This is a genomic window from Variovorax sp. RA8, assembly GCF_901827175.1.
GTDB lineage: Bacteria > Pseudomonadota > Gammaproteobacteria > Burkholderiales > Burkholderiaceae_C > Variovorax.
The window spans coordinates 229649-250544 of record NZ_LR594662.1 but is presented as its reverse complement, the minus strand read 5'-3'; the positions used below and the strand labels follow the sequence as shown (position 1 = coordinate 250544).

Sequence of the window (20896 nt, the reverse complement as noted above, 5' to 3'; positions counted from 1 at the left end):
CGCCGGCTGATATTGGAGCCTGGACACGCGGCGCCCGGTTTCGCCGCCGGCCCAGGGTCGACACTCTCGTCATGCCCCCCGGAAGAAGGAGTTCTTTATGTCCGCCACCATCGAGTCGCCCGCCGCGACAAACCAGGCCGCCGAGCCCCCGGACGCGGAGCAGCGGCTGTTGTTCCAGCCCATCAGAGTCGGTCGCTTCCAGTTGCCGCACCGCATCGTCATGGCCCCGCTGACCCGGTCGCGTGCACGCCAACCGGGGAACGTGCCGTGGGCGCTGAACGCCTGCTACTACCAGCAGCGCGCCTCGGCCGCGTTGCTCATTTCCGAGGCGACGCAGATCTCGATGCAGGGGCAGGGCTACGCCTGGACTCCGGGCATCCACAGCCGTGAGCAGGTAGAGGGGTGGCGCCTGGTCACCGATGCGGTGCACGAAGCCGGCGGACGCATCGTCCTGCAGATGTGGCATGTGGGCCGGATCTCTCATCCTTCGCTGCAACCCGACTGCATGCCACCGGTTGCGCCCTCCCCCGTGCGGCCGGAGGGGATGGCCTTCATCGAGAACGACAAGGGCGAAGGCCAGCTGGCGCCCTTCGTGACGCCCCGAGCGCTGCAGCTCGAGGAAATGCCTTACCTCGTGCGCCAGTACGAGCGCGCGGCGCGCAACGCGATCAAGGCTGGTTTCGACGGCGTGGAGGTCCACGCTGCCAACGGCTACCTGCTCGACCAGTTCTTGTGCAGCGGCACCAACCGCCGAACCGACGCGTACGGTGGTCCGGTCGAGAACCGCGTGCGCCTGCTGCTGGAAGTCGTCGACGCGGTAACGCAGGTCTGGGACGCCGACGCGGTCGGGGTGCGCCTGTCGCCGATGGCAACGGCCAACGACATCCGCGACGACGATCCCCTGACCACCTTCACCCATGCCACGCGCGAGCTGAACTCCCGCAAGCTGGCCTACCTGCACGTCGTCAACCCGGCCATGGCCGCGCTGGACAGCAAGTCGACTCCCAGTGCGGCGGCCATGCAGATGCTGGAGCGCATTCGCCAGGCCTGGAGCGGCCCGCTCATGCTCGCCGGCGGCTTCGACGCCGAGACGGCCGAACAATGGCTGAGGGAGGGCCGAGCCGACCTCATTGCCATCGGCCGCAAGTTCATCGCCAACCCGGACCTTCCGGAACGGCTGCGCGCGCACGCGTCTTTGAATCCGGACGACGGGTCCACCTACTACGGCGGCGGCGAGAAGGGCTACACGGACTACCCCAGCCTGGCGCAGGAGCGCGGCGAGGCGCCCAAGGCTTGCGTGGACGAGAGCTGGCGCTAGGCTCAACCGAGAGGGTTGGCGCGCCAGATGTCCTGCGCATGCGGAGAGCAGGAGAGCAGGAGAGGTCTGACCGCGGATCGCTCGTGGGCACCGGGCCCTGACGCGAGCCGAGCGGCGGGCGCGGCGACAATGCTGCCATGGCGCAAGGCAAGAGAATTTCGGCAGACATCGGCGGCGACGCCTTGCGTTCAATCCGTGAATTGGGGGCAGCGGCAAGGCTGGCCCGGACGGCGGCCGGGGAGGGTCAGGCCGCCGCGGCCGCGCGCCTGGGCGTGCATGTCCAGACCATCGGCCGCATCGAAGCGGGTGAGCCCGGCGTGGCCATCGGGCACGTGCTGGGCCTGCTCGCGCTCTACGGCATCGGCGTCAGGCTGCAGCAGCCTGAAGGCCGCTGAGCCATGGGCCGGCTGCCGGCGAAGCGCGCCACCTTCGCCCTTCACACGCTTGCCAACGGGGTGCGGCTGCTCGCCATCCCAATGCCCCACGTGCAGAGCGCCAGTGTGGGCGTGTTCCTGCGCGTCGGCTCCCGCGACGAAACGCCGGGCACAAACGGCATCGGCCATGTCCTGGAGCACATGGCGTTCAAGGGGACCACCACCCGCTCCGTGCAGGCCATCAATCTGGATGCGGAGCGGCTGGGCGCGGAGGTCAACGCCTTCACCGGCAAGGACACCACCGGCTACTTCATGACAGGCCTGGGCCGGCACGCGGAGCACCTGCTGCGCATGACGGCCGACATCGTCCTGAACAGCACATTTCCCGCCCATGAATTGCAGCGCGAGCTGGAAGTGATTCGCCAGGAGGCCATCGAGTACGAGGAAGATCCGGAGGATGGCTCCAGCGAGCTGCTCGACCGCGCCATCTGGGGCGACGACCCGATGGGCATGCCGGTGATCGGCACCGTCGGGAACATCGAAGGCTTTACACGGCACGATCTGGTCCGCCACGTGCGGTCCCACTACGTCGCGGAAAAGACCGTCGTCGCTGCGGCCGGGGACTTCGACGTCGAAGCCTGGGTGGCGCTCGCCGGGGAACTCTTTGCAGCGATGCCCCGATCGGCCGAACCACACGTGCCGCTACGGCCGGCGCCCGCGAAGTACGTCGGTCATGCCATGGCCCGGCGCTTCACGCAGGTGTCGCAGGTGTTTTTCAACCTCGCCTACCCGCTGGCGCCCGCGCGGCAAGAAGAGATGTCGCAGCAGCGCTGGCGGCTTGCCGCAATGCTGGCGGCCAACTTGTTTGGAGGCGGGATGTCGGCGCCCCTGGTCGACAGGATCCGGGAGCAACTCGGCCTGGCCTACACGGCCCATTCCACGATGGACAGCGGAGACGTCTGGGCCAACTTCGTGGTGCATGCGGTCACGACCCCGGACCAGCTCGAGGCGCTGGTGACGGAGACGGGCGGCCTGCTGCGCGCGCAGGCCACGGCCATCGATCCTGTGCACCTGGAGCGGGCAAAAAATCAGCTGACCGTGTCGCGTGTGCGCGCCGGAGAGCGGACCTACGCAACGATGGAGCAGGCGGTCGAAGAGCTCTTCGCCACTGGAACCGTGACGCCGATGGCCGGAGCGATTGCCATGATCGACGACATCGGCGCCGAAGAAGTGCGGGCGGTCTTCGGGACGATGCTGGCCCACCCCCCGGCGCTGGCGATTACCGGCAAGGGCGCCAGCGCGCGAACCGCGCGGCAGTTGGCAGCGTGCCTGGCTGCCGGCGTCCGTTAGCGGATCGGACCCGGCAGGCTGGGCGCGCTGCAGCCCCATGTACGTCGCAGCTGGCTCTTTGCGCGCGCGCGCCGCCCTCAAGCACTCGAGGCGCTTGGCTGCCGGCTCATGGCGTTGCACGCTTCAAGCAACACAGGGGGAGCTTGCGCGAAGAGGTACTTCGAACTGAAGTGTTGAGGAGCCTGCTTCAAGGCACCCGATCGCCCGGCGCCCTGCCCAGAGGTCGCCCCTCACTCTCCTTCCCTGGCCAACCGCTCCAACGCCGCCCTCCCCGCCGCCGTGAGCTCCGTCACCACGATCCCCGGCTGCGGACCTCCGCCCCAAGGATCGAGCGTCACCTGCATCGCGGCCTTGACGTGGCCTGCGTGGATGAGGGGGAGGATGGCTTGGATGTCGGGGTCGGAGGTGAGGACGAGGGGGAGGGGGTGGTGGGCGATGCGGTGGAGGAGTGTGAGGGGCATGAGAGCGGGAAAGGCGGATTCACCAGTCTCTTCGCCCGACTCTCTCATGTCAGCCGCGTTTGAGTCACAAACTGCGCGCTTGCTCTTTGCTTCTGGGACTGGCGCCTTCCGGATCGGGAAGCTAAGGCTTCGTGAATACCCGCTTAAGACTGATCTCGGACCTTCGGCGTGATCGGCCGCAAGGCGGTTCAGGGCCCAATGCTGACGGACGACCGCCACTTTTCGGCGCCGGCAAGCGGTCATTTAGCTAGTGCATGGATAGTCCGTGGTGGACCGACCATCCGCGCTGGCGTGCAGCCGCAGCTGCATTAAATGACAGCAGCGCCGACGTGGCCAACCCACACTCCATTGCTGCGCGGACTTGCGCAACACGGGAGTCGCTTATCGCAAGTTGGTATGAGCCGGGGCCTTGGCTCATGGCGCTGCATGCGCTGCGCCACATACGCCAAAACCGTGCGTGCCGGGATGCCATGGCTCAGCGCTGCGGCGACTGATGGCTGTTGAACGCATCCGCTACGGCTGCGACTTTTCTGTTGTCATCATCAGCACGCCGCCAGACCAGCGAAATGCGGCGGAAGGGCGTGGTGCGGCCCAGCCCGATTTCCTTCAATTCGTACGCCTGCAGCATCGGGCGGCGCGGCAGCGGCAAGACCGTTACGCCCATCCCTTCGGAGACCATCGAGACGATGGCATCGACCGAGCGCAGCTCCATGGTGCTTTGAATGTTGGGCTCCAAGCCGCGCACCTGTCTGGCTGCCGTCCTGCCACCAGCCAAGCTCATGTCGTAGGCAATCCAGCCGTAGGTGCGCAGCAGCACCCTCGGGTCTGACGATTTTGCGTCTGCAGGCGCAAGCATCACGTAGGGCTGCCGATAGACCTCGCGCCAGACCATCCGAGTGGAGCCCCCGTTGTCAGGGCGCACGAGTAGCGCGGCATCGATGCGTCCTGCCCGCAATTCAGTCAGCAGCTCGTCGGAGTCGTTCAGCGGCGGGATGCGCACGCTCAGCAAAGGGTGACGGGAGCGCAGCGTGCGAAGCGCGAGCGGCAGAACATCGCTTTGCATGCTCGTGATGACGCCGAGGCGGAACAGGCCCTCCACTGTCATCGACGGCCGCGACCGCAGCGACTCCACCTTGGCGATGAAGTCCGTGGCCGCTCCCGCGATCTCCAAGGCGAACGGTGTGGGTCTCACGGAACGTGTGCTGCGGTCGAACAGTGGCTGTCCGAAGAACTGCTCCAGCTGTTTGATCTGCAGGCTCACGGCGCTAGGCGTACACCCGACCGCCACACCCGCGGCCGTGAAATTTCCGTGCACCAGGATGGCGCGAAGGGTGTTCAGAGCGGAAAGATTCACGAGGATTTCTCAAAACTGAAATCGGATCTTATCAATTCCCTTCACAGCGTGAACTGCATAAATTACTTCCACGGCGACGCGGCGTTCACGTACCAGTCACCAAACGCAACTAATCAAGTCCATGAGCATCACCGCTTTTTCCAATACCGTCGATCTGCGTAGCGACACCGTCACGCTGCCGACCGAGTCGATGTACGACCGCATGCGCCAGGCGCCATTGGGCGACGATGGACTGGACGGCGACCCGACTGCCGTTGAGCTTGAGCAGTACACCGCTAAGCTCTTGGGCAAGCCCGCCGGGCTCTATGCGCCGAGCGCCACGATGGCCAACCTGCTGGCCATCCTGGCGCAAGCCAGCCGGCAGGACGTCGTCATCGCAGGCAGCGGTTCCCACATCTACACCGCCGAACGCGGCGCAGCAGCCATCACGGGGGCGTTCTACCAGCCCATCCCTGACCCTGAGGGCGCGCTTGACCTGGCCTCACTGCAAGCAACGCTTGCGTCCACGAAGGGAGGCCTGAAGGTCCGCCTCGTGTGTGTTGAAACTTCGCACAACAACGAAGGTGGCGCGGTGGCTTCCCTGGACCACATGCGCCAGGTCTTCGAGTTGGCGCGCGCTGCGGACGCTCGCGTCCATTTGGACGGTGCGCGCCTGTTCAACGCGGCTCTCACGCTGAGCGTTCCTGCATCGAGCATTGCCGCGCAGGCCGACACGGTCTCTGTCTGTCTATCCAAAGGACTGAGCGCGCCCATGGGCGCCGTTCTTGTCGGCCCTGTCGAGACTATCCAGCGCGCGCGCTGGCTGCGCAAGCTGCTGGGCGGAAGCCAGCGCCAGGTTGGCATTGCCGCGGCAGCAGGCCTGGAAGCACTGCAGTCGATGGTGGACCGCTTGTCGCAAGACCATGCCTGCGCACGGCTGTTGGCTGACGGGCTGGCCAGCGTTGCAACTTTGCGCATCAAGCACCCGCAGACCAACATCGTCCAGGTGGACGTGCTGGCGACGGGGCGCACTGCCCAGCAATGGGAGGCCTCTCTGCGCAGTCAAGGTGTCCTGGTCCGCCCGTGGGGGCCCACCCTGATGCGGTGTGTCACCCATCGTCATGTCTCGGAAAGCGGCATCAGAACTGCCGTGGAAGTCTTCAAAGCTGTTGCCGCCGAACGCGGCACCCACGTACGCGGCTCCTGAAAGCGCGCGCCCCACCACCACCAAACGGACCACTCAGCCATGAACAAGGACATCAACTTCGCCAAACAACCGCCCAGCTACTACGCAGGCGACGAACTGCATGCCATCAAGCAGCAAAAGCTGCAGAACGCACTGGAGAAGTCAGGCTTCGACGCATTCCTCTTCTTCAAGGCCGAAGCGGTGCGATGGGCAACCGACTTCTACGTCAAAGGCTTTCGCCCCTTCCTGGAGCCAGAGTACGTAGCTTTGGTCGTCAAAGGCCGGCCGCCTGTGGTCGGCTACATCTCCGGCAGCGACGACCTGCGCATCCGCTTCAAGTCGGACATCGAGGACGCTCGCCGGCTGCCCCACGTATCGAAGTGGCATGAGGTCATCGAAAAGATGCTCGCGGACTACGGCGTGAGCGAAGGACGCATCGCCACGGACATCATGCCGCACATGGTGTTTCAGGGGCTCACGAAGCGCTGCCCCGCGCTGCAGATTGGCGACGTCACGCCGATGTGGCTGCAGCTGACGGCGGTCAAGCACCCCATCGAGATCGAGCTCATCCGCAATTCGCTGCGTGTGGCCGACCTGGGCGCGCTGGCCGCCATTGATGCCATCCGGCCCGGAGTGACCGAGCAGTCGGTCTCTGCGGCCGCGGTGACCGCCATGCGCCGCGCAGGATCCGAGTTCGAGCCCTTCATCCCGCTGATCGCCTCCGGCGCGAATGCCTCGATGTTCGAGCGCATCGCAACCGAGAAGGTCATCAACTCCGGCGAGATGGTCATCGTGGACCTCGGCGCGGTCGTCAAAGGCTACACCGCCGACCTTGGCCGCACTGTCCTGTGCGGCGACGAGCCGACGGAAACGCAGCGGTCCATCTACAAGGCCACTTACCTTGCTCTGCAGGAGGCCAAGAAGATGATTCGCCCTGGTGTGACGGGCAAGGCCATCGATGCGCGCGCGCGTGAGGTCATCGCGGACAGCGGCTGGGGCGACTACACCTACACCGGCAATACGGGCCACCAACTCGGCTACGGACTGCACGGCGAGCCTCTCGTGGACCGCCGTGTCGACTTCGTCGTCGAGGAGAACATGGTGATGTGCCTGGAGCCACGCATCGTTCTGCCCGACCAGCCGCACGTGGGCGGCGCCCATTTGGAAGACGTGGTGGTGGTGACCGCAACCGGCTGCGAGCAACTCAACACCACGCCCTACGACGCACGTCTGCTGGGCTGATGCCCTTTAAGCCAACCGGGGAAGCTCGAGTCCGGGGCTGGAAACCCTTGCTCTTGCGGACCGCCACGCCGGTCACACCTTCAACCAACCCTGGAGTTCTGAACATGCCCTGTCCTCAAATGTCCCGCCGCCTGTTCTCCCGTGCCCTCGGAATGACGGCTGCAAGCGTGGCACTGCCTCGCATCGCCATTGCCCAGGGCGACAAGCCATTGCAGATCATCGTCGGCTACCCGCCAGGAGGCAGCACCGATGCCTTCGCGCGGCTGATCTCGGTTCCGCTGCAGCAGGTGATGAACCGGACTGTCGTGGTGCGCAATCAACCGGGCGCCGGTGGTCAGTTGGGTGCCAGTGCATTGCTTCGTGAGGGCCGCGACGGCTCGGCGGTGCTGGCGATCAACCAGCCGGACTTGAACCTTGCCATTGCCCGCGGAAACGCAGGGTTCAAGGGGACCGACTTTCGGGTCATGATGGCTGACCTGCACGAGTCGCGGGTCTTCCTCGTCAAGAATGACTCCGGCATCCGCGACTTCGTGGACTTTGTCAACAAGGCGAAGGCCAACCCCGGAAAGCTTTCCATCTCGGTCACAGGCGGGACGGCTCAGGAGGTCCTGGCCAAGTGGCTCGTCGACACGCTGAAGATCGACGTTCTCGTCGTCAACTACAAGGGCGGCGCCGAAAGTGCCACCGCTCTTCTGGCAGGCGACGTCACCGCCAACTTGGGCGACGACTTCGTGCGCTCGGTGCTGCGCCCGAAGACAACGGCGCTCTTCATCGGCTCGGACCGCAAGAGCCCCCGATGGGACGAGGCGCAGACCCTGCAAAGCCAGCTCGCAAAGCTGGGCCACTCCATGCCGTCGCCTAACTTCCTCTCGCGCTACGGTGTTTACGTCGTGTCCGCCGAGTTCGTGAAGAAGGACCCGAACGGCTACCAGGCATTGCAGCAGGCATTCCTCAAGGCCAGGAGCGGGGCGGCCATGACGGACTACATCCAGAAGAACAACCTCACGGACATGTCGCTCGGTCTTCCAGGCGAGCAGTTCGAGAACGTGTTCAGGTCTGAGATGAGTGAGATCGAACGCATCACCAAGTAAACCCGTGAGGGTAGCCGTCGCCGCATTGGAAGGACTCGAGCCTTTTGGCTGGCCGCCATCCAACTCAATCTGCCTCCCCCACTAGGCAAATCGCTCATGAGAAGAGCAATGTTCCCTCAACCCCCCGATCGAGAGTTACCCATGAAAAAACAAATCCTTGGAACCATCGCGGCGCTGGCCGTCAGCCTTCCTCTTTGCGGTTGGGCCGCATGGCCAGAGAAGCCGATACGCATGGTGGTGCCCTACGCTGCCGGCGGGGGCGCCGACATCACCGCGCGCATCGTGACGCAGGAGATGAGCGCTGTGCTGGGCCAACCGATCGTCCTCGATTACAAGCCGGGCGCAGGGGGAGTGATCGGCGCCGACGCCGTTGCCAAGTCGGCCGCCGACGGCTACACCGTGCTGTACGACGCGTCAGCCTTCTCGGTCAACCCGTCGCTTTACAAGTTGCCGTTCGACGCCGCCAAGGATTTCATCCCGGTGTCACTGGTTGCCACGGCGCCGCAAGTCCTGTTGGTGCCTGCCGCTGCGCCATATAAGACGGTGCCCGAAATGCTTGATTTCGCGCGCAAGAATCCCGGCGCGTTCAACTTCGCATCGGCCGGATCCGGCTCCGGCTCGCACTTGGCCGCAGAAGCGTTCAACCAGCAAGTCAAGCTCAACGTGATGCACGTGCCGTACAAAGGGGGTGCGCCTGCGATCACCGACCTGATGGGCGAACGGGTGTCGATGTACTTCAGTGCGCTGCCCCCGGCATTCGTAGCACTTCGATCTAGAGTCCAGGGGTTTGCATCGTAGTTGATGCGACTGTTTGCGCGTTGCTGCCAGCGAGCTGGCAGCAACGCGCGGCGAACACGGCCGGCGGCACGTACCCCAGGGTACTGTGCGGCCGGCGATGGTTGTAGTCCTCGCGCCAGTTGTCGATGACGCTGCGCATGTGGCTCAAGCTGGCAAACCAGTGCTGCGACAGGCACTCGTCGCGGAAGCGGCTGTTGAAGCTCTCGATGTAGGCGTTCTGCACCGGCTTGCCGGGCTGGATGAAGCGCAGCTCCACGCCGTTCTTCGCCGCCCAGGTCTGCATCGTGCGTCCGGCGAACTCCGGGCCGTTGTCGGTGCGGATCACCTTGGGCAAGCCCCGCTCGGCCTTGGCCTGGTCTAGCACGCGCGTCACGTACAGCGCGGGGATCGATGTGTCGGCAACGATCTGCACCGACTCCTTGGAACAGTCGTCCACCACCGTCAGCGTCTTTACCCGCCGGCCATTGGCCAGCTCATCAAACACAAAGTCCATGCTCCACACCTCGTTGGGTTGTGTCGGGCGTACCAGTGGCTGGCGCTCTGGCACCGGCAGCTTCTTGCGCCGCCGCTTTCGCACCATCAAGCCCTCTTCGCGATAGATCCGGTAGGTGCGCTTCACGTTGATGGCCCAACCGTCGATTTGCAGCCGGCTGTGCAGCATGCGGTAGCCGTGGCGGCGGTGCTGCCCCGCGAGCTCCTTCAGGCGCTCGCGCAAGGCCGCATTGCCGTCGTCGCGGGGTTCGTAGCGCAGCGTGCTGGCACTCATGCCCACCAGCCTGAGGGCCCGGCGTTCGCTCAGGCCCAGACCCCGAAACTGCCGCACGACCTCGCGCCGCGCCGCCACGGCCTTCACTTTCCCTTGAGCACCTCGCGCATGGCGTCGATCTCGAGCATCGAGTTGGCCAGCAGCTTCTTCAGCTTAGTGTTCTCTGCCTCCAGCGACTTCAGGCGCTGCGCGTCCGAGACGTTCATGCCACCGAACTTAGCCTTCCAGGCGTAGTAGCTCGGCTCGCTGAAGCCATGCTTCCTGCACAGCTCCTTGACCGGCATGCCCGCATCGGCCTCACGCAGGAAGCCAATGATCTGTTCCTCGGTGTATCGCTTCTTCATCGGTCCGATCTCCATTTCGGGTTGATCGGACTCTAGACCTAAGCTCTACGAATTTCCGGGGGCAGCGCATCAGCAATGTGGCCTTTAGCCTGAGCTACATCAAGGGCGGCAAGGTGAGGGCCATTGGCGTCACTTCTCCCATGCGTCTGGCGTTGCTACCCGAGGTTCCCACTTTGGCTGAACAGGGTCTGCCGGGCTTCAACACGTCGGAGTGGAACGGCGTGTTCTTGCCCAAGGGAGCGCCGCCTGACGTCGTGCAGCGCCTGGGCAAGGCTCTTCAATCGGCGTTGAACGACCCGAAGGTCAAGGAAAAGCTTTTGCAACTCGGCCTAGAGCCGGGCAACACTACGCCCGAAGAGTTCTCCAAGTTCGTGCAGAACGAAACAAGTCGAGCCAATGCTTTGGTGAAGGCGCGGAACATCAAAGTAGATTAGGTGCGCTGCAGCGGACTGGCGATGCCTTCATCCAAACCACTTGCGCGCGAACGATTGCTGACCCTGGCGATCCTGAGTGCGAGGCGTCTTTCATAACAAGCAGTCACTTGACATCAACTCAATCATGGCCACCCAGTTGTCGGTTCCGCCTCACGCCTGCGATTCACATCTTCACATCTTCGATCCTCGGTTCAGAGAAATCCTATCTGCAGACGACATGGGCGCAATTTCGTGCACTGCGTCTGCTTATGCAAGGGTGCAACGAGCACTGAAGGTCGATCGCGCCGTAGTGGTCACGCCCAGAAATTACGACACGGACAACGCCGTCACCTTGGACGCAATCGCCCAAATCGGCGTTGACCGTGCGCGTGGTGTCGCGGTGTTGCGTCCGGACGTAGATGATTCCACGCTTGTCCGACTCAACGCGCAGGGCATTCGTGGCGTCCGTTTCACCCTCTACACGCCAGAGCACGCGCCGACCTCGTTCGACATGATCGAGCCAATTGCGGCGCGGATCAAAGATCTTGGCTGGCACGTGCAACTCCATTGGACCGCTGATCAGGTCGTTGCGCATGAGGAACTGCTTGACCGGCTCCCAGTGGACATCGTGTTTGATCATCTGGGCAGGCTGCCTGTTGCGCGTGGGCTCGATCACCCTGCCGCGGCGATCATCGAAAGGTTGATGCGCGACTGTCGCGCATGGATGAAACTTTCGGCTCCATACCTGGATTCGCTCGTCGGCAGCGATGGGACTTACGCGGATGTGGATTGCGCAGCCAGGCATTGGATCAAGGTAGCGCCCGAGCGTGTCGTCTGGGGAAGCGACTGGCCCCATACCTCGTTGAAACAACCACCAGACGCAGCTCTCTTGATGGAGAAGCTCTTTTCGTGGGTCGAGGATCAGGCCTCGCTAGACCGAATCCTTGTATCGAATCCCGCACGTCTCTATTGGGGCACAGCTTGAAGATTTTGATGGTCGAGATCGCTACTCGAAACGGTTCAGGGTACCGTCTACAGCCGGCCGGCAGGCCAGCAGCACTAGCGGTACGATCGTCTCGCTCAACGGGAAGCTGGCACCAGAAAGCAGCTAGTGGCGAATGACTGGATATGGCCGATCTGAGTCGTAGGTCGCGGCGATGCGAAGGGCGGCAAACGCTGCGGAGCCGAAGTTCGGCCCGCCCCATTGAGGCGGGAGCAGGCACGAAGCGCACGTGCATGTTCGACGAAACCACTTCACCGAAGCACATAGCTCGCCAGCACACTCTGCACCTCATAAATACTAAGCCTCTTATTGAACTGCTTCTGTACCGGCGCAGCAGTCCCCGAGATCCAGATCTTGAGTTCCGCATCGAGATCGAAGGTGCCCCCCGTCTCCACACTGAAGTGCGTGATGCTCTTGTAGGGAATGGAGTGGTAGTCGATCTTGCTCCCTGTCATGCTCTGCTTGTCGACCAGCACGAGGCGCTTGTCGGTGAACACGAAGTAGTCGCGGATGAGCTGGTAGGCGTGCTCGACCACTTCGCCCTTCGCCAGGATCTGGCTGAACTCCTGCTGGATCTTCGCCGGGTCGATCTTGGCTGCGTTGCCAAGCATTCCGTCAAGTAGGCCCATGGTTGCTTCCTTCCAAACTCGATCGATACACGCGACCTTGGCCGGTCGTCGAAGGCTGCCGGGGGTGCAGCGCGTGGCTAATGTAATGGGCTGACAAGCGCGACCCTGCGCTACTGGATGAATTCTCCCGGCCCAAACCGGGCTGAACGCGTGCGGCTGCCACTTCGACATCGGGCGGGCCGGGCCCTGGTTGGCTTGGGGGCGTTGGCAGCCTGGTGCGGGTTCACAATTCCGGTGGTCGGCGGGTCCGTTCGTCAAGGCAGCCGGCCAAAACCCGGCACCCGCAAGGCCCTGTCGTCCACATCGACGCCGAAGCCCAGCCCCAGCAGATTCAGTTCCAGGCCCTCGTCGCGTGCCACCGTCACCCCCGCCAAGCCCAGCAACGACAGCTGCCACCCGGTGCCGCTAGGTGCGCGGTCGATGAAGGTGGTCATCCCGAGGTAGTCCTTGCCGATGGCGGTAGTTGGCAGGTCCAGTCGCAGCTCGGGCACCTGTCGGGCCACCCAAGCCACGAACGTGTTGCTGTTAGGGCCCGGCCACAGGCGATAGGACGAGCGCCAAGGATAAGCCGCCACTGCAGATTCGATCTGGTCGATCATGGCTTCTGCCCGGGCACCTCGATGGTCAGCCAGCAGCTGCGGATTGGCACCGAACCATTGAACGCTCGGATCGTCGACTTCGCTGGTGACCAGGGCATCACCGCCGCGCCGGGCCCGCCAGCCGACGATGTGATAGGTGGTGTAGCGTTCCGCGCCAGCGCGCTTGACCGCGATCCAGGGGTGGATGCCGAAGGCGCCGCGCCACCGCACGATGCGAGCGCCGTAGACCTGCACGACCGCACCGCGTTCGGACGCAGGGTCGGGCGCCTGTTGGGTGCTCTCACGACTCATCATGTACCAAGGCGTGTTCAAGTCCAGGTCGCCGGACGCCAGCACACCCACCGGGCCGAGCATCAACAGTGCGACCAGGCCCAGGAACATCAGCGGCCAACGTAACCAGCGCGAAGAGCGCTTCCGGACGGGAGGCGAAGTAGAGGCGTCGGTCATGTCGGGAGTATGTGGGGAGAGCGGCCGGCAGCCTGTCCGCCGCCAGACCGCCCTGAGGGCCGAGATCTCGTTGGTCGAGGAGAGAGGGTCAAGGCACCCCTGGCGCCAGCACCTGCTGCATCGCAAGGCGGATCTGCGGCAGACGCTCCAGCGCCGTGCGCCGGCCACAGTCGACCATGGCCTCGGCCGCCGCAAAGTTGAAGCCTTCGCCGACCGGGATCGGCACGGTCAGCGACAGGTCGGCGCGATTGGCCTGGGCGGCGGCGTCCCACCAGCCCTGCAAGCGCCAGGCACCGCCCATCGCGGCGCGCAGGCCGAACGGGCGACGCAGTCGCTGTTCGAAGCGATCGGCGGCGCGCGCAGCATCGGAGGGCGCCTCGGGATAGGTGGGTCGGACCAGCGTGGCGAGCCTGAAGCCGCAGCCGCGCGCGGCGAGCAGGTCGACCGGCAGGCGCGACACGACCGCACCGTCGACGAGTACCGAGTCGCCGAGCCGGACCGCGGCGAACACGCCCGGGATGGCCGCCGTGGCCCGTGCCGCCGGCGCCACGGCGCCGCTGTCGAGCACGACACGCTTGCCCATCGTCAGGTCGGCCGCGACGACCGCGACCGGCAACCGCAACTGCGCAAACGTGGCATCGCCAAACAGCTCGCGGGTGAGCGTCGTCATGCGCGATGCGGAGATGAGCGAGGCGCGTGGCAGCCATTGCATGCCCCTGGCGCGCGCGAAGTCCGCGACTACGCGCAGGACGTTCTCGGTCGCCGCGCGCGCGCTGCCGAATCGGGCAAAGGCCAGTGCCACGGCACCCCCCATGCTCGAGCCGCAAAGGAAGTCGATCGGCAGCCCGTCGCTTTCCAGGACCTCGAGCACCCCCAGGTGCGCCAGCCCGGCAGCCGCGCCCACGCTCATGGCCACGCCCACTTCCCGGCCGCAAAGCCGCCGCACGAGGTGATCGAGCGCCGGCTGGCGCGCCCGCGACCAGTCGCCGCCCGATGCCGCAGCGTCGACCTCGTCGCGCGGCACCGCGTGGCACCAGCGCTGCAGTGCCGCCGCCCCGGAGAGCGCACCCGGGCGCCAGATGACGGGGTCGGCGTGCGTATCCGGGAGGCGGCGCAGATCTTCTGCGGTGACCAGCAACGCGTCATCGGCATCGAGCTCCGCCAGCAACGCCGCGCTGCCGGCCTGGCCGGTACCGAGCAGCAGCACTGCGTCGCTCGGCCCAACGTCCCGCCAGCGGCGGATGCGCTGCGCGCCGCTTTCCGCGTCGTCGCGCGACTCGTCGTGCTCGGAGCCGGGCGCGTAGTGCTGCAAACCGCGGGCAAGCGCCGCCAGCAGGATCGGGTTGCCTTCCTCCCCCGTCGGCACTAGCACGACGCGCGGCCGCGCCGCCGGCGCACGGCGCGTCCGCTCGCGAAGGCGCAGCCCCAGCAAGGTCGCGACGTTGCGGAAGAACGCGACCTCCTGCGCCATCGCCTCCAGGAGAACGGGGGCCGAGAGGACCCAGGTTCTCACATCGCGCTGGGCGACGACGTTGGCCGAGACCGGATCTCCGGTCAGCGCCGACAGCTCGCCGAAGCACTGGGGCGGCAACAGCAGCAGCCGCCGGCCACCGCCGGCCAGATCGACGCGCACAGCGCCGTCCATCAGCCCGAACAGCTCGGCCGACGGCACGCCGGCGCGCAGGATGATGTCGCCCGCTTGGAAGCGGCGCGTTTGCAGGCATCGTTCAAGGGAGGCGAGCGCCTCGGACGAAATGCCGGCGAACAGCGGGTGCAGGGCGAGCGCAGGCGTCATCGTGCCAGGCCGGGCACCAGGGCGTCCCGGCGCGCGACGTTCTCGGGCGGCGGTTCGGCGAGCATGGCCGCCAGTATGCCGCGGCGCGAGGGCGCCGGGGTGATCGGGTCGGGCGTGCCGTGGGGCAAAATCGTTCGTCCCATCCGCCACGCTTGCAACCCGCCGGCCTTCGCACCCGACACCCATGCCGAAGATCGCCAAATCCGCCATCGTCGTCCCGAGCAGGCTCGACCCCGCCGCGCGGCAAGAGTTCATCGATGCGCTCTACAGGGTCCATTGCGAGGTGTTCGACGGCGTCAGCCGCGACTCGTTCGCGAAGTACGTGGTCGAGTCCCCGGCCGAGCACACCTGGATCAACGTGCACCGCAACCACGCAGGCGAGATCGTCGGCTACTTCGCGCTGCACATCTTCGAGCGTGAACTGGCCGGCCAGGCGAGCGCCATCTTTCGCGCCGAGGCCGGTACGCTGCGCGCTTACCGGGGTGGCAATACCAACACACGCTTCGGTCTCAAGCTCGGCGTGCCTTACCTCCTGCGCTACCCCGGGCGGCGCGTCTACTACCTCGGCTCGCTGGTGCACCCTTCGAGCTATAGCCTGTTTGCCAAGCACTTCGACGTGGTCTGGCCGAGCACCCGGCATCCGCCGCCGCCGGCCGTGCTCTCCTTCATGGACGAGCTGGCGAACTCGTTCGGCCTCGAGCGCGTGAGCCCCGACAACCCGCTGACGCGGCAAGTGCACTGGATCACGCGCGACTCCGAGGTCGAGCGCAGCTATTGGCGCAACTGCGACAAGCCCGCGGCGCGCTTCTTCATCGAAGCCAACCCCGGCTACAGCGAAGGCGATGGACTCGTCACGCTGATCAGGGTCGATGCGCACAACCTCTGGCACGCGATCTCGGCCTTCTTCGCCGAGCGCTACACACGGCGCAAGGAGGGCTTGATGGTGACGCTGTACCGCCTGCCGATCGGCGGCCAGCTGCTGCGCCCCGCCGAGGTCATCCGGCGCCTCAAGGCGACCGCACTGTTCGGCTCATTCGACGCACCCAGCCTCGCCACGCTGGCAGAAAGCGCGCAGATCGTTGCGCTCCCCGCGGGAAGAACAATCTTCCGTGCCGGCGACCCCGGCAACGAGCTCTACGTGATCGCGCGCGGCGCCGCCTATGTGCTGGCCGGCAGCGAGAGCGAAGGCGAAGACCACATCATCGACCAGCTGGCCACCGGCGCCATGTTCGGCGAGATCGCCATGCTCAGCGGCGAACGGCGCAGTGCCACTCTGCGCACCGCCACCGCCACGCTGCTCATCCAGATTTCGCGCGAGGCGTTGTTCTCCATCCTCGAAGCGCACCCGAAACTGAGCGAGGTCCTCTGGAAGAACTTCGCGGCGCGGCGCTTCGACGACTGCGTGCGCGGCCTGCCGGCGTGGAAGACGTTGGAGCGCGCGGCGCGGCTGGCGGTCGTCGACGCGGGGCAACACCGGCTGCTGGCCGCGGGCGAGCGCGCCGAAGTGAGCGCCGGGGAGATGCTGCTCGTGCTGCTGGGCAACGTGCAGGTCGAGCAAGCCGGCACATCGACCATCGTGCGCGCGCCCGCCTTGTTTGATACGAAGCAGGCGATGGCAGTGACCGCCAACGGCGCGGCGCGCATCGTGTGCATCGCGCGCTGAAGGGCCGCTACAAGTCGTCCTCGGACACAAATAACGATTGCAGCCACAGCGAAAAGTCGAGCCCCAGGCTCGCGTGCGGCTCGTCGCGCCGCACCTGTGTCTTGCCGTCGTCGCCGCGCAAATGCCATTCGAGCGCGCCGTCTTCGCCGAGCTGCAGCCGGTACATGCTGCCGAAGGCATCGGCGCGCAGCAGCCCGAGCGCTTGCTGCGTGAGCGCCGCGCAGTCGATGGTGACGCCCAGTTCGGTATTCAGCGTCGCCGAGCGCAGGTCGAGGTTGACCGAACCCACCACCATCCGCCGCCGATCCACGCCTGCCACCTTGGCGTGCAGGCGCGGCGTGGATTTGCCGAAGACCCCGAAGGTGTTCGACCGCCGCACCAGGTCGGGACCGAACTCGTACACCTGCACACCCAGCCGCAGCATGTCGGCGCGGTAGCGTGAGTAGGCGCGGTACACCAGAGGTTCGTCGGTGGAGCCGAGCGAGTTGGTGACGATCAACACACGCGTGCCGCGCTTTTGGGCCTCGCCCATCATCCGCAGGCCCACCGGGCCAGGCAGGAAGTAAGGATTGACGATGACCACTTCCTCGCGCGCGGCGGCGATCACGTCGAGCTTGGCGCGCATCGCCGGGCTGGCCTTGTTCGGGTCCACGGGTTGGAGCACCTTGTCGGGCGGGTCGTCATGCACGCGGGCACTGCCGCCCAGCAGTCGCACCCGGCCCTGCGCGATCTGCACGCGGACCGTGCTCTGGCCCAGGTAGTCCCGCGGTGGCACCACCGGCGGTGGGCCGGCGATTCCTTTCAGCTGCACGTCGAAGTCGGCGCGCCGCTCGGCGGGTTTGGCGGCGCGTTCCAAGGCGTGCAGCCTCTGCTCCAGCGCCCACACCTGTTCGCTGTTCCAGTAGCGGTCGAAGCTTGCCGACAGATCGCGCACGACGGTCCCGGCGGAGAGGACGTCGAGGTCGATGAAGTTGGCCTCGCCGTGGCGCGTGAAATATTCGTCGGCGATATTGCGCCCGCCATAAACGGCGAACTGGTTGTCGGCGACGAAGAGCTTGTTGTGCATGCGACGGTTGACGCGCGTGAAATCGTGCAGCGACAGCAGCAAGCGACGGATCGGCGTGCCGTAGCGCTCGGGCAGCGGGTTGAACAGGCGCACTTCGGCGTTGGGAAACGCGGCCAGGCCCCGCAGCATGGGGTACAGATCGCCGGCGTGGTAGTCGTCCACCAGCAGCCTCACACGCACGCCGCGCACCGCGGCATCGCGCAGCGCCGCCAGGAAGGCTGCGCCGGCGGTATCGTCATGGATGTGGTAGTACTGCGCGTCGATCGAACGTGTGGCGGCCTCGGCCAGCGCGAGGCGCGCATCGAAGGCCATTTCGCCGCTCGGCAACAGCATGAAGCCCGAATTGCCACCGGGTGCCTCAGCCAGACTCGCCGCAGCAATGCGCCCGAGAGGCGTGTCGCCGGTATCGGCGATGGCGCTGCTGGCAGGCGGCGCGATGCGCGGCGGCAGCATGGTGCAGCCGGCGAGCAGCAGCACGAAGAGGGCGATCAACCAGCGTCTCATGGCTTCGGCTCCGAATCGCATCGCCTGGAAGCGAGCGTTCGCCTCAATTCTGACGCCATCCGGAGGGCAGCGGAAGGTCCTGCTTGCCAAGCAGCCGGCGTCCTCTGCGCACCGCACGCCGCATCGTGGTCTTGTCCGGTGCCATCAAGGCAGCCGGCCAAACCACCCAGCCTACGACGCGATGGCGCCGATACCCAGGACCGCCAGCGCTACGAACACGATGGCGACGATCAGGAAGATGAAGAACAGGATCTTCGCGATCTTTGCCGCACCGGCGCTGATCCCGGTGAAACCAAAGACCCCTGCGACGACCGAAACGATGGCGAAGATGATGGCCCACTTGAGCATGGAGGCTTCCTTGTTGGAACCTTGTATTGTTCGCAGTGGTCGGCATGACCGAGTAGGGCTGTGGCTCACAGGAGCGTAAGCGAGCTGCGTGCCGGCCCCCCCGAACCATGAACCAAGACCCATCTCTTCCCTCCTGAAGACGCGCCATGAACCGCCAAGCTGTTCCGCCCGCATCGCTGGTTACGCATCTGCGCACCGCACGACGCATCGTGGTCTTGTCCGGTGCCGGAATGTCGGCGGAAAGCGGAATCCCCACTTTCCGGGACCAGGGGAGCGGGCTGTGGTCGCGCTTCGATCCGCAGGCGCTTGCGACGCCAGAGGCGTTCACACGCGATCCCGAAACGGTGTGGGCGTGGTACGAGTGGCGGCGCCGCCATGCGTCCCTCGCCGTACCGCATGCGGGCCATTTCGCGCTGACCGCACTGGCCGCCCGGCCAGAGGTAGAGGCGTTCACCATCGTGACGCAGAACGTCGACGACCTCCACGAACGCGCGGGCGCCAAGGCTGTCCTTCATCTGCACGGGAGCCTGTTCGCGCCCCGTTGCTTCGACTGCGGACGCGCGTGCGTCGGCCTCGCGGACACATTGGGGAATGAACCCGAGCACGTCACCACGCGCTTGGCCCCTCCACGGTGCGCCACTTGCAACGGCCTGATCCGTCCTGGCGTGGTCTGGTTCGGCGAAGGCTTGCCGGAGGCGGTCTGGCTCGAGGCACGTCGCGCGATCGAGCGTGCGGACCTGTTGCTGGTGGTCGGAACATCCGGCCTGGTGTACCCGGCAGCGGGCCTGCCAGACGCTGCGCGCAGCCGCGGCTGCGCTGTGTCGGTCATCAATCCTGATGCCTCCAGCATGACGGGTCGCTGCGCCATGGATTGGCAGATCGAGGCAGGCGTGGGGCTTCCTGCCTTGGTGTCGAGCCTCGACACTTGAAGGCACTGCAAGCCGGCAGCCGCATCAGCGCACGGCCATGCGCACAAGCCGCGCCGCCTCTTCGGCGCGCGCGTCTTCCACCTCGCGCAGCACCCCGCCCAAGTCCACCGGCCCGCTCGGACGTGCGAAGCTGCCCGTGAGCGCCGAGCCCGTGTGAAGCTCGCCACGCTCGTAGAGGTTCCATATTTCCTCGCCGTAGCGGGTGGAAAGCAGCTCGGGCGCGAACTGCCCGAAGAAGTCCGCAAGATTCCCCACATCGCGCAACAGCATCCGCCGCGCGTGGTTGTTGCCCGCGGCATCGACGGCCTGCGGCAAGTCGATGATGACGGGGCCGTCGGCAGCGAGCAGCACGTTGAACTCGGAAAGGTCGCCGTGCACCACACCCGCGCAGAGCATGCGAATCACCTCCACCAGCAGCGTTGCGTGATGCAGCCGCGCGTCCTCTGGGGTGAACATGACGTCGTTGAGGCGCGGTGCGGCATCGCCGTGCTCGTCGGTGACCAGTTCCATCAGCAGCACGCCGTCGGCAAAGTTGTAGGGCTCCGGCACGCGCACGCCCGCCGCCGCCAGCCTGTAGAGCGCATCGACCTCGGCGCTTTGCCAAGCTGCCTCGGTGGCCTGGCGGCCGAACTTGGTGCCCTTGGCCATCGCGCGCTGCAGACGCGTATTCTTGACCTTGCGGTTCTCGGTGTAATCGACCGCCTGGCGGAAACTGCGCTGGGTCGCTTCCTTGTAGATCTTGGCGCAGCGCGTCTGGTCCCCGCAGCGCACCACGTAGACCATTGCTTCCTTGCCGCTCATGAGCTGGCGAACCACGCTGTCGATCAATCCTTCGTCGATCAGCGTCTGTAGTCGAGGGGGTGCTTTCATGGCTCATTCTGCCTGCCTGCCGGGTGGGCCCGCGATGTGAAGGCCAAGGCGTGGCTGCTCTTCGGATGGCGGAAGGCCTCCATGGCGAACGTTGCAGCGAGAATGGGGCATGGCTACCGCAAGGTCTTTCGAGACCACCGACTACAAGCTCTTCCCTTCGCCACGCAACGTGCACCGGGTCGTGTTCGAACATCAAGTGTTCGTGCCGCAGCCGTACGCGCTGATCGACCTGCCAAGCTACGGCCTGAAGGGCCGCTACAGCCTGTTCGCCGCCTGCCGGCTCTCCGACGGCAAGATGGGCCAGCTCGTCACCCTCGAAGAGGCGGATGACATCGCGAGGTTCAAGGCGAAGTTCGTGCCTGATTAG

At 65.6% G+C, this 20896-nt stretch carries 22 protein-coding genes; 12 read left to right on the top strand and 10 right to left on the bottom strand.

Annotation, left to right across the window (positions count from 1 at the left end):
- Positions 1-97: 97 nt before the first annotated feature.
- The 3 genes from E5P3_RS01145 to E5P3_RS01135 all read left to right on the top strand — a co-directional run bounded on the left by E5P3_RS01145 (position 98) and on the right by E5P3_RS01135 (position 3042).
- Complete coding sequence (locus tag E5P3_RS01145; RefSeq protein ID WP_162584314.1) at positions 98-1318, top strand: alkene reductase; 1221 nt, start codon at positions 98-100, stop codon at positions 1316-1318.
- A 137-nt stretch (positions 1319-1455) separates the two neighbouring features.
- Positions 1456-1713 (top strand): helix-turn-helix domain-containing protein, encoded by a 258-nt coding sequence (locus E5P3_RS01140; protein WP_162584313.1) that lies wholly within the window; start codon positions 1456-1458, stop codon positions 1711-1713.
- Positions 1714-1716: 3 nt separating this feature from the next.
- Positions 1717-3042: a M16 family metallopeptidase gene (locus E5P3_RS01135; RefSeq protein WP_162584312.1), complete on the top strand. Its 1326-nt coding sequence runs from the start codon at positions 1717-1719 to the stop codon at positions 3040-3042.
- A gap of 230 nt (positions 3043-3272) precedes the next feature.
- On the opposite strand, the gene E5P3_RS01130 is transcribed toward E5P3_RS01135, so the two are convergent.
- Positions 3273-3551 (bottom strand): hypothetical protein, encoded by a 279-nt coding sequence (locus E5P3_RS01130; protein WP_162584311.1) that lies wholly within the window; start codon positions 3549-3551, stop codon positions 3273-3275.
- Between the two features lie 427 nt (positions 3552-3978).
- The gene (locus E5P3_RS01125) at positions 3979-4857 is read right to left on the bottom strand and encodes a LysR family transcriptional regulator (protein WP_162584310.1); all 879 of its coding nucleotides are present in this window, start codon (positions 4855-4857) and stop codon (positions 3979-3981) included.
- A gap of 121 nt (positions 4858-4978) precedes the next feature.
- On the opposite strand from E5P3_RS01125, the gene E5P3_RS01120 reads away from it, so the two are divergent.
- The 4 genes from E5P3_RS01120 to E5P3_RS01105 all read left to right on the top strand — a co-directional run bounded on the left by E5P3_RS01120 (position 4979) and on the right by E5P3_RS01105 (position 9153).
- Positions 4979-6043, top strand: coding sequence for a threonine aldolase family protein (locus E5P3_RS01120; RefSeq protein ID WP_162584309.1), 1065 nt, complete (start codon positions 4979-4981; stop codon positions 6041-6043).
- Positions 6044-6082: 39 nt separating this feature from the next.
- On the top strand, positions 6083-7264 hold the full coding sequence (locus E5P3_RS01115; protein WP_162584308.1) for a M24 family metallopeptidase: 1182 nt from the start codon (positions 6083-6085) through the stop codon (positions 7262-7264).
- A gap of 53 nt (positions 7265-7317) precedes the next feature.
- A complete protein-coding gene (locus E5P3_RS01110; protein ID WP_162584307.1) occupies positions 7318-8355 on the top strand; it encodes a Bug family tripartite tricarboxylate transporter substrate binding protein in 1038 nt (345 codons plus the stop codon).
- A gap of 141 nt (positions 8356-8496) precedes the next feature.
- Positions 8497-9153, top strand: coding sequence for a Bug family tripartite tricarboxylate transporter substrate binding protein (locus E5P3_RS01105; RefSeq protein ID WP_162584306.1), 657 nt, complete (start codon positions 8497-8499; stop codon positions 9151-9153).
- Here E5P3_RS01105 and E5P3_RS01100 read toward each other — a convergent pair.
- Positions 9128-10263 (bottom strand): IS3 family transposase gene (locus E5P3_RS01100; protein ID WP_162584305.1). Its coding sequence is split into 2 segments (ribosomal slippage): positions 9128-10011 and positions 10011-10263, totalling 1137 coding nucleotides; the frame shifts between segments, so codons are not numbered across the junction. The two genes, E5P3_RS01105 and E5P3_RS01100, sit on opposite strands and share 26 nt — an antisense overlap.
- Before the next feature lie 77 nt (positions 10264-10340).
- Between E5P3_RS01100 and E5P3_RS01095 the strand changes: the two genes are divergently transcribed.
- Together E5P3_RS01095 and E5P3_RS01090 are read left to right on the top strand one after the other, a co-directional pair.
- Positions 10341-10697: a Bug family tripartite tricarboxylate transporter substrate binding protein gene (locus tag E5P3_RS01095; protein ID WP_232072941.1), complete on the top strand. Its 357-nt coding sequence runs from the start codon at positions 10341-10343 to the stop codon at positions 10695-10697.
- Between the two features lie 124 nt (positions 10698-10821).
- Positions 10822-11661, top strand: coding sequence for an amidohydrolase family protein (locus E5P3_RS01090; protein ID WP_162584304.1), 840 nt, complete (start codon positions 10822-10824; stop codon positions 11659-11661).
- A 269-nt stretch (positions 11662-11930) separates the two neighbouring features.
- On the opposite strand, the gene E5P3_RS01085 is transcribed toward E5P3_RS01090, so the two are convergent.
- The 4 genes from E5P3_RS01085 to E5P3_RS01070 all read right to left on the bottom strand — a co-directional run bounded on the left by E5P3_RS01085 (position 11931) and on the right by E5P3_RS01070 (position 15292).
- On the bottom strand, positions 11931-12308 hold the full coding sequence (locus E5P3_RS01085; protein WP_162584303.1) for a PH domain-containing protein: 378 nt from the start codon (positions 12306-12308) through the stop codon (positions 11931-11933).
- Between the two features lie 254 nt (positions 12309-12562).
- Complete coding sequence (locus E5P3_RS01080; protein WP_197893927.1) at positions 12563-13354, bottom strand: DUF3750 domain-containing protein; 792 nt, start codon at positions 13352-13354, stop codon at positions 12563-12565.
- Between the two features lie 88 nt (positions 13355-13442).
- Positions 13443-15149 (bottom strand): cyclic nucleotide-binding and patatin-like phospholipase domain-containing protein, encoded by a 1707-nt coding sequence (locus tag E5P3_RS01075; RefSeq protein WP_162584302.1) that lies wholly within the window; start codon positions 15147-15149, stop codon positions 13443-13445.
- On the bottom strand, positions 15146-15292 hold the full coding sequence (locus E5P3_RS01070; protein WP_162584301.1) for a hypothetical protein: 147 nt from the start codon (positions 15290-15292) through the stop codon (positions 15146-15148). Before E5P3_RS01070 ends, E5P3_RS01075 begins: the two co-directional genes overlap by 4 nt.
- A gap of 41 nt (positions 15293-15333) precedes the next feature.
- Between E5P3_RS01070 and E5P3_RS01065 the strand changes: the two genes are divergently transcribed.
- The gene (locus E5P3_RS01065) at positions 15334-16812 is read left to right on the top strand and encodes a Crp/Fnr family transcriptional regulator (RefSeq protein ID WP_162584300.1); all 1479 of its coding nucleotides are present in this window, start codon (positions 15334-15336) and stop codon (positions 16810-16812) included.
- 7 nt (positions 16813-16819) lie between these two features.
- Here E5P3_RS01065 and E5P3_RS01060 read toward each other — a convergent pair whose 3' ends face one another.
- Together E5P3_RS01060 and E5P3_RS01055 are read right to left on the bottom strand one after the other, a co-directional pair.
- Positions 16820-18382 (bottom strand): phospholipase D family protein, encoded by a 1563-nt coding sequence (locus tag E5P3_RS01060; protein ID WP_162584299.1) that lies wholly within the window; start codon positions 18380-18382, stop codon positions 16820-16822.
- Positions 18383-18553: 171 nt separating this feature from the next.
- The gene (locus tag E5P3_RS01055) at positions 18554-18730 is read right to left on the bottom strand and encodes a DUF1328 domain-containing protein (RefSeq protein WP_162584298.1); all 177 of its coding nucleotides are present in this window, start codon (positions 18728-18730) and stop codon (positions 18554-18556) included.
- Between the two features lie 146 nt (positions 18731-18876).
- Between E5P3_RS01055 and E5P3_RS01050 the strand changes: the two genes are divergently transcribed.
- Complete coding sequence (locus tag E5P3_RS01050; protein WP_162584297.1) at positions 18877-19659, top strand: SIR2 family NAD-dependent protein deacylase; 783 nt, start codon at positions 18877-18879, stop codon at positions 19657-19659.
- A gap of 24 nt (positions 19660-19683) precedes the next feature.
- Here E5P3_RS01050 and E5P3_RS01045 read toward each other — a convergent pair whose 3' ends face one another.
- On the bottom strand, positions 19684-20529 hold the full coding sequence (locus E5P3_RS01045; protein WP_162584296.1) for a PA4780 family RIO1-like protein kinase: 846 nt from the start codon (positions 20527-20529) through the stop codon (positions 19684-19686).
- A gap of 109 nt (positions 20530-20638) precedes the next feature.
- Here E5P3_RS01045 and E5P3_RS01040 point away from each other — a divergent pair, with 109 nt between their 5' ends.
- Positions 20639-20896 carry a hypothetical protein gene (locus E5P3_RS01040; protein WP_162584295.1) on the top strand — a complete coding sequence of 86 codons (258 nt, stop codon included), beginning with the start codon at positions 20639-20641 and terminating at the stop codon, positions 20894-20896.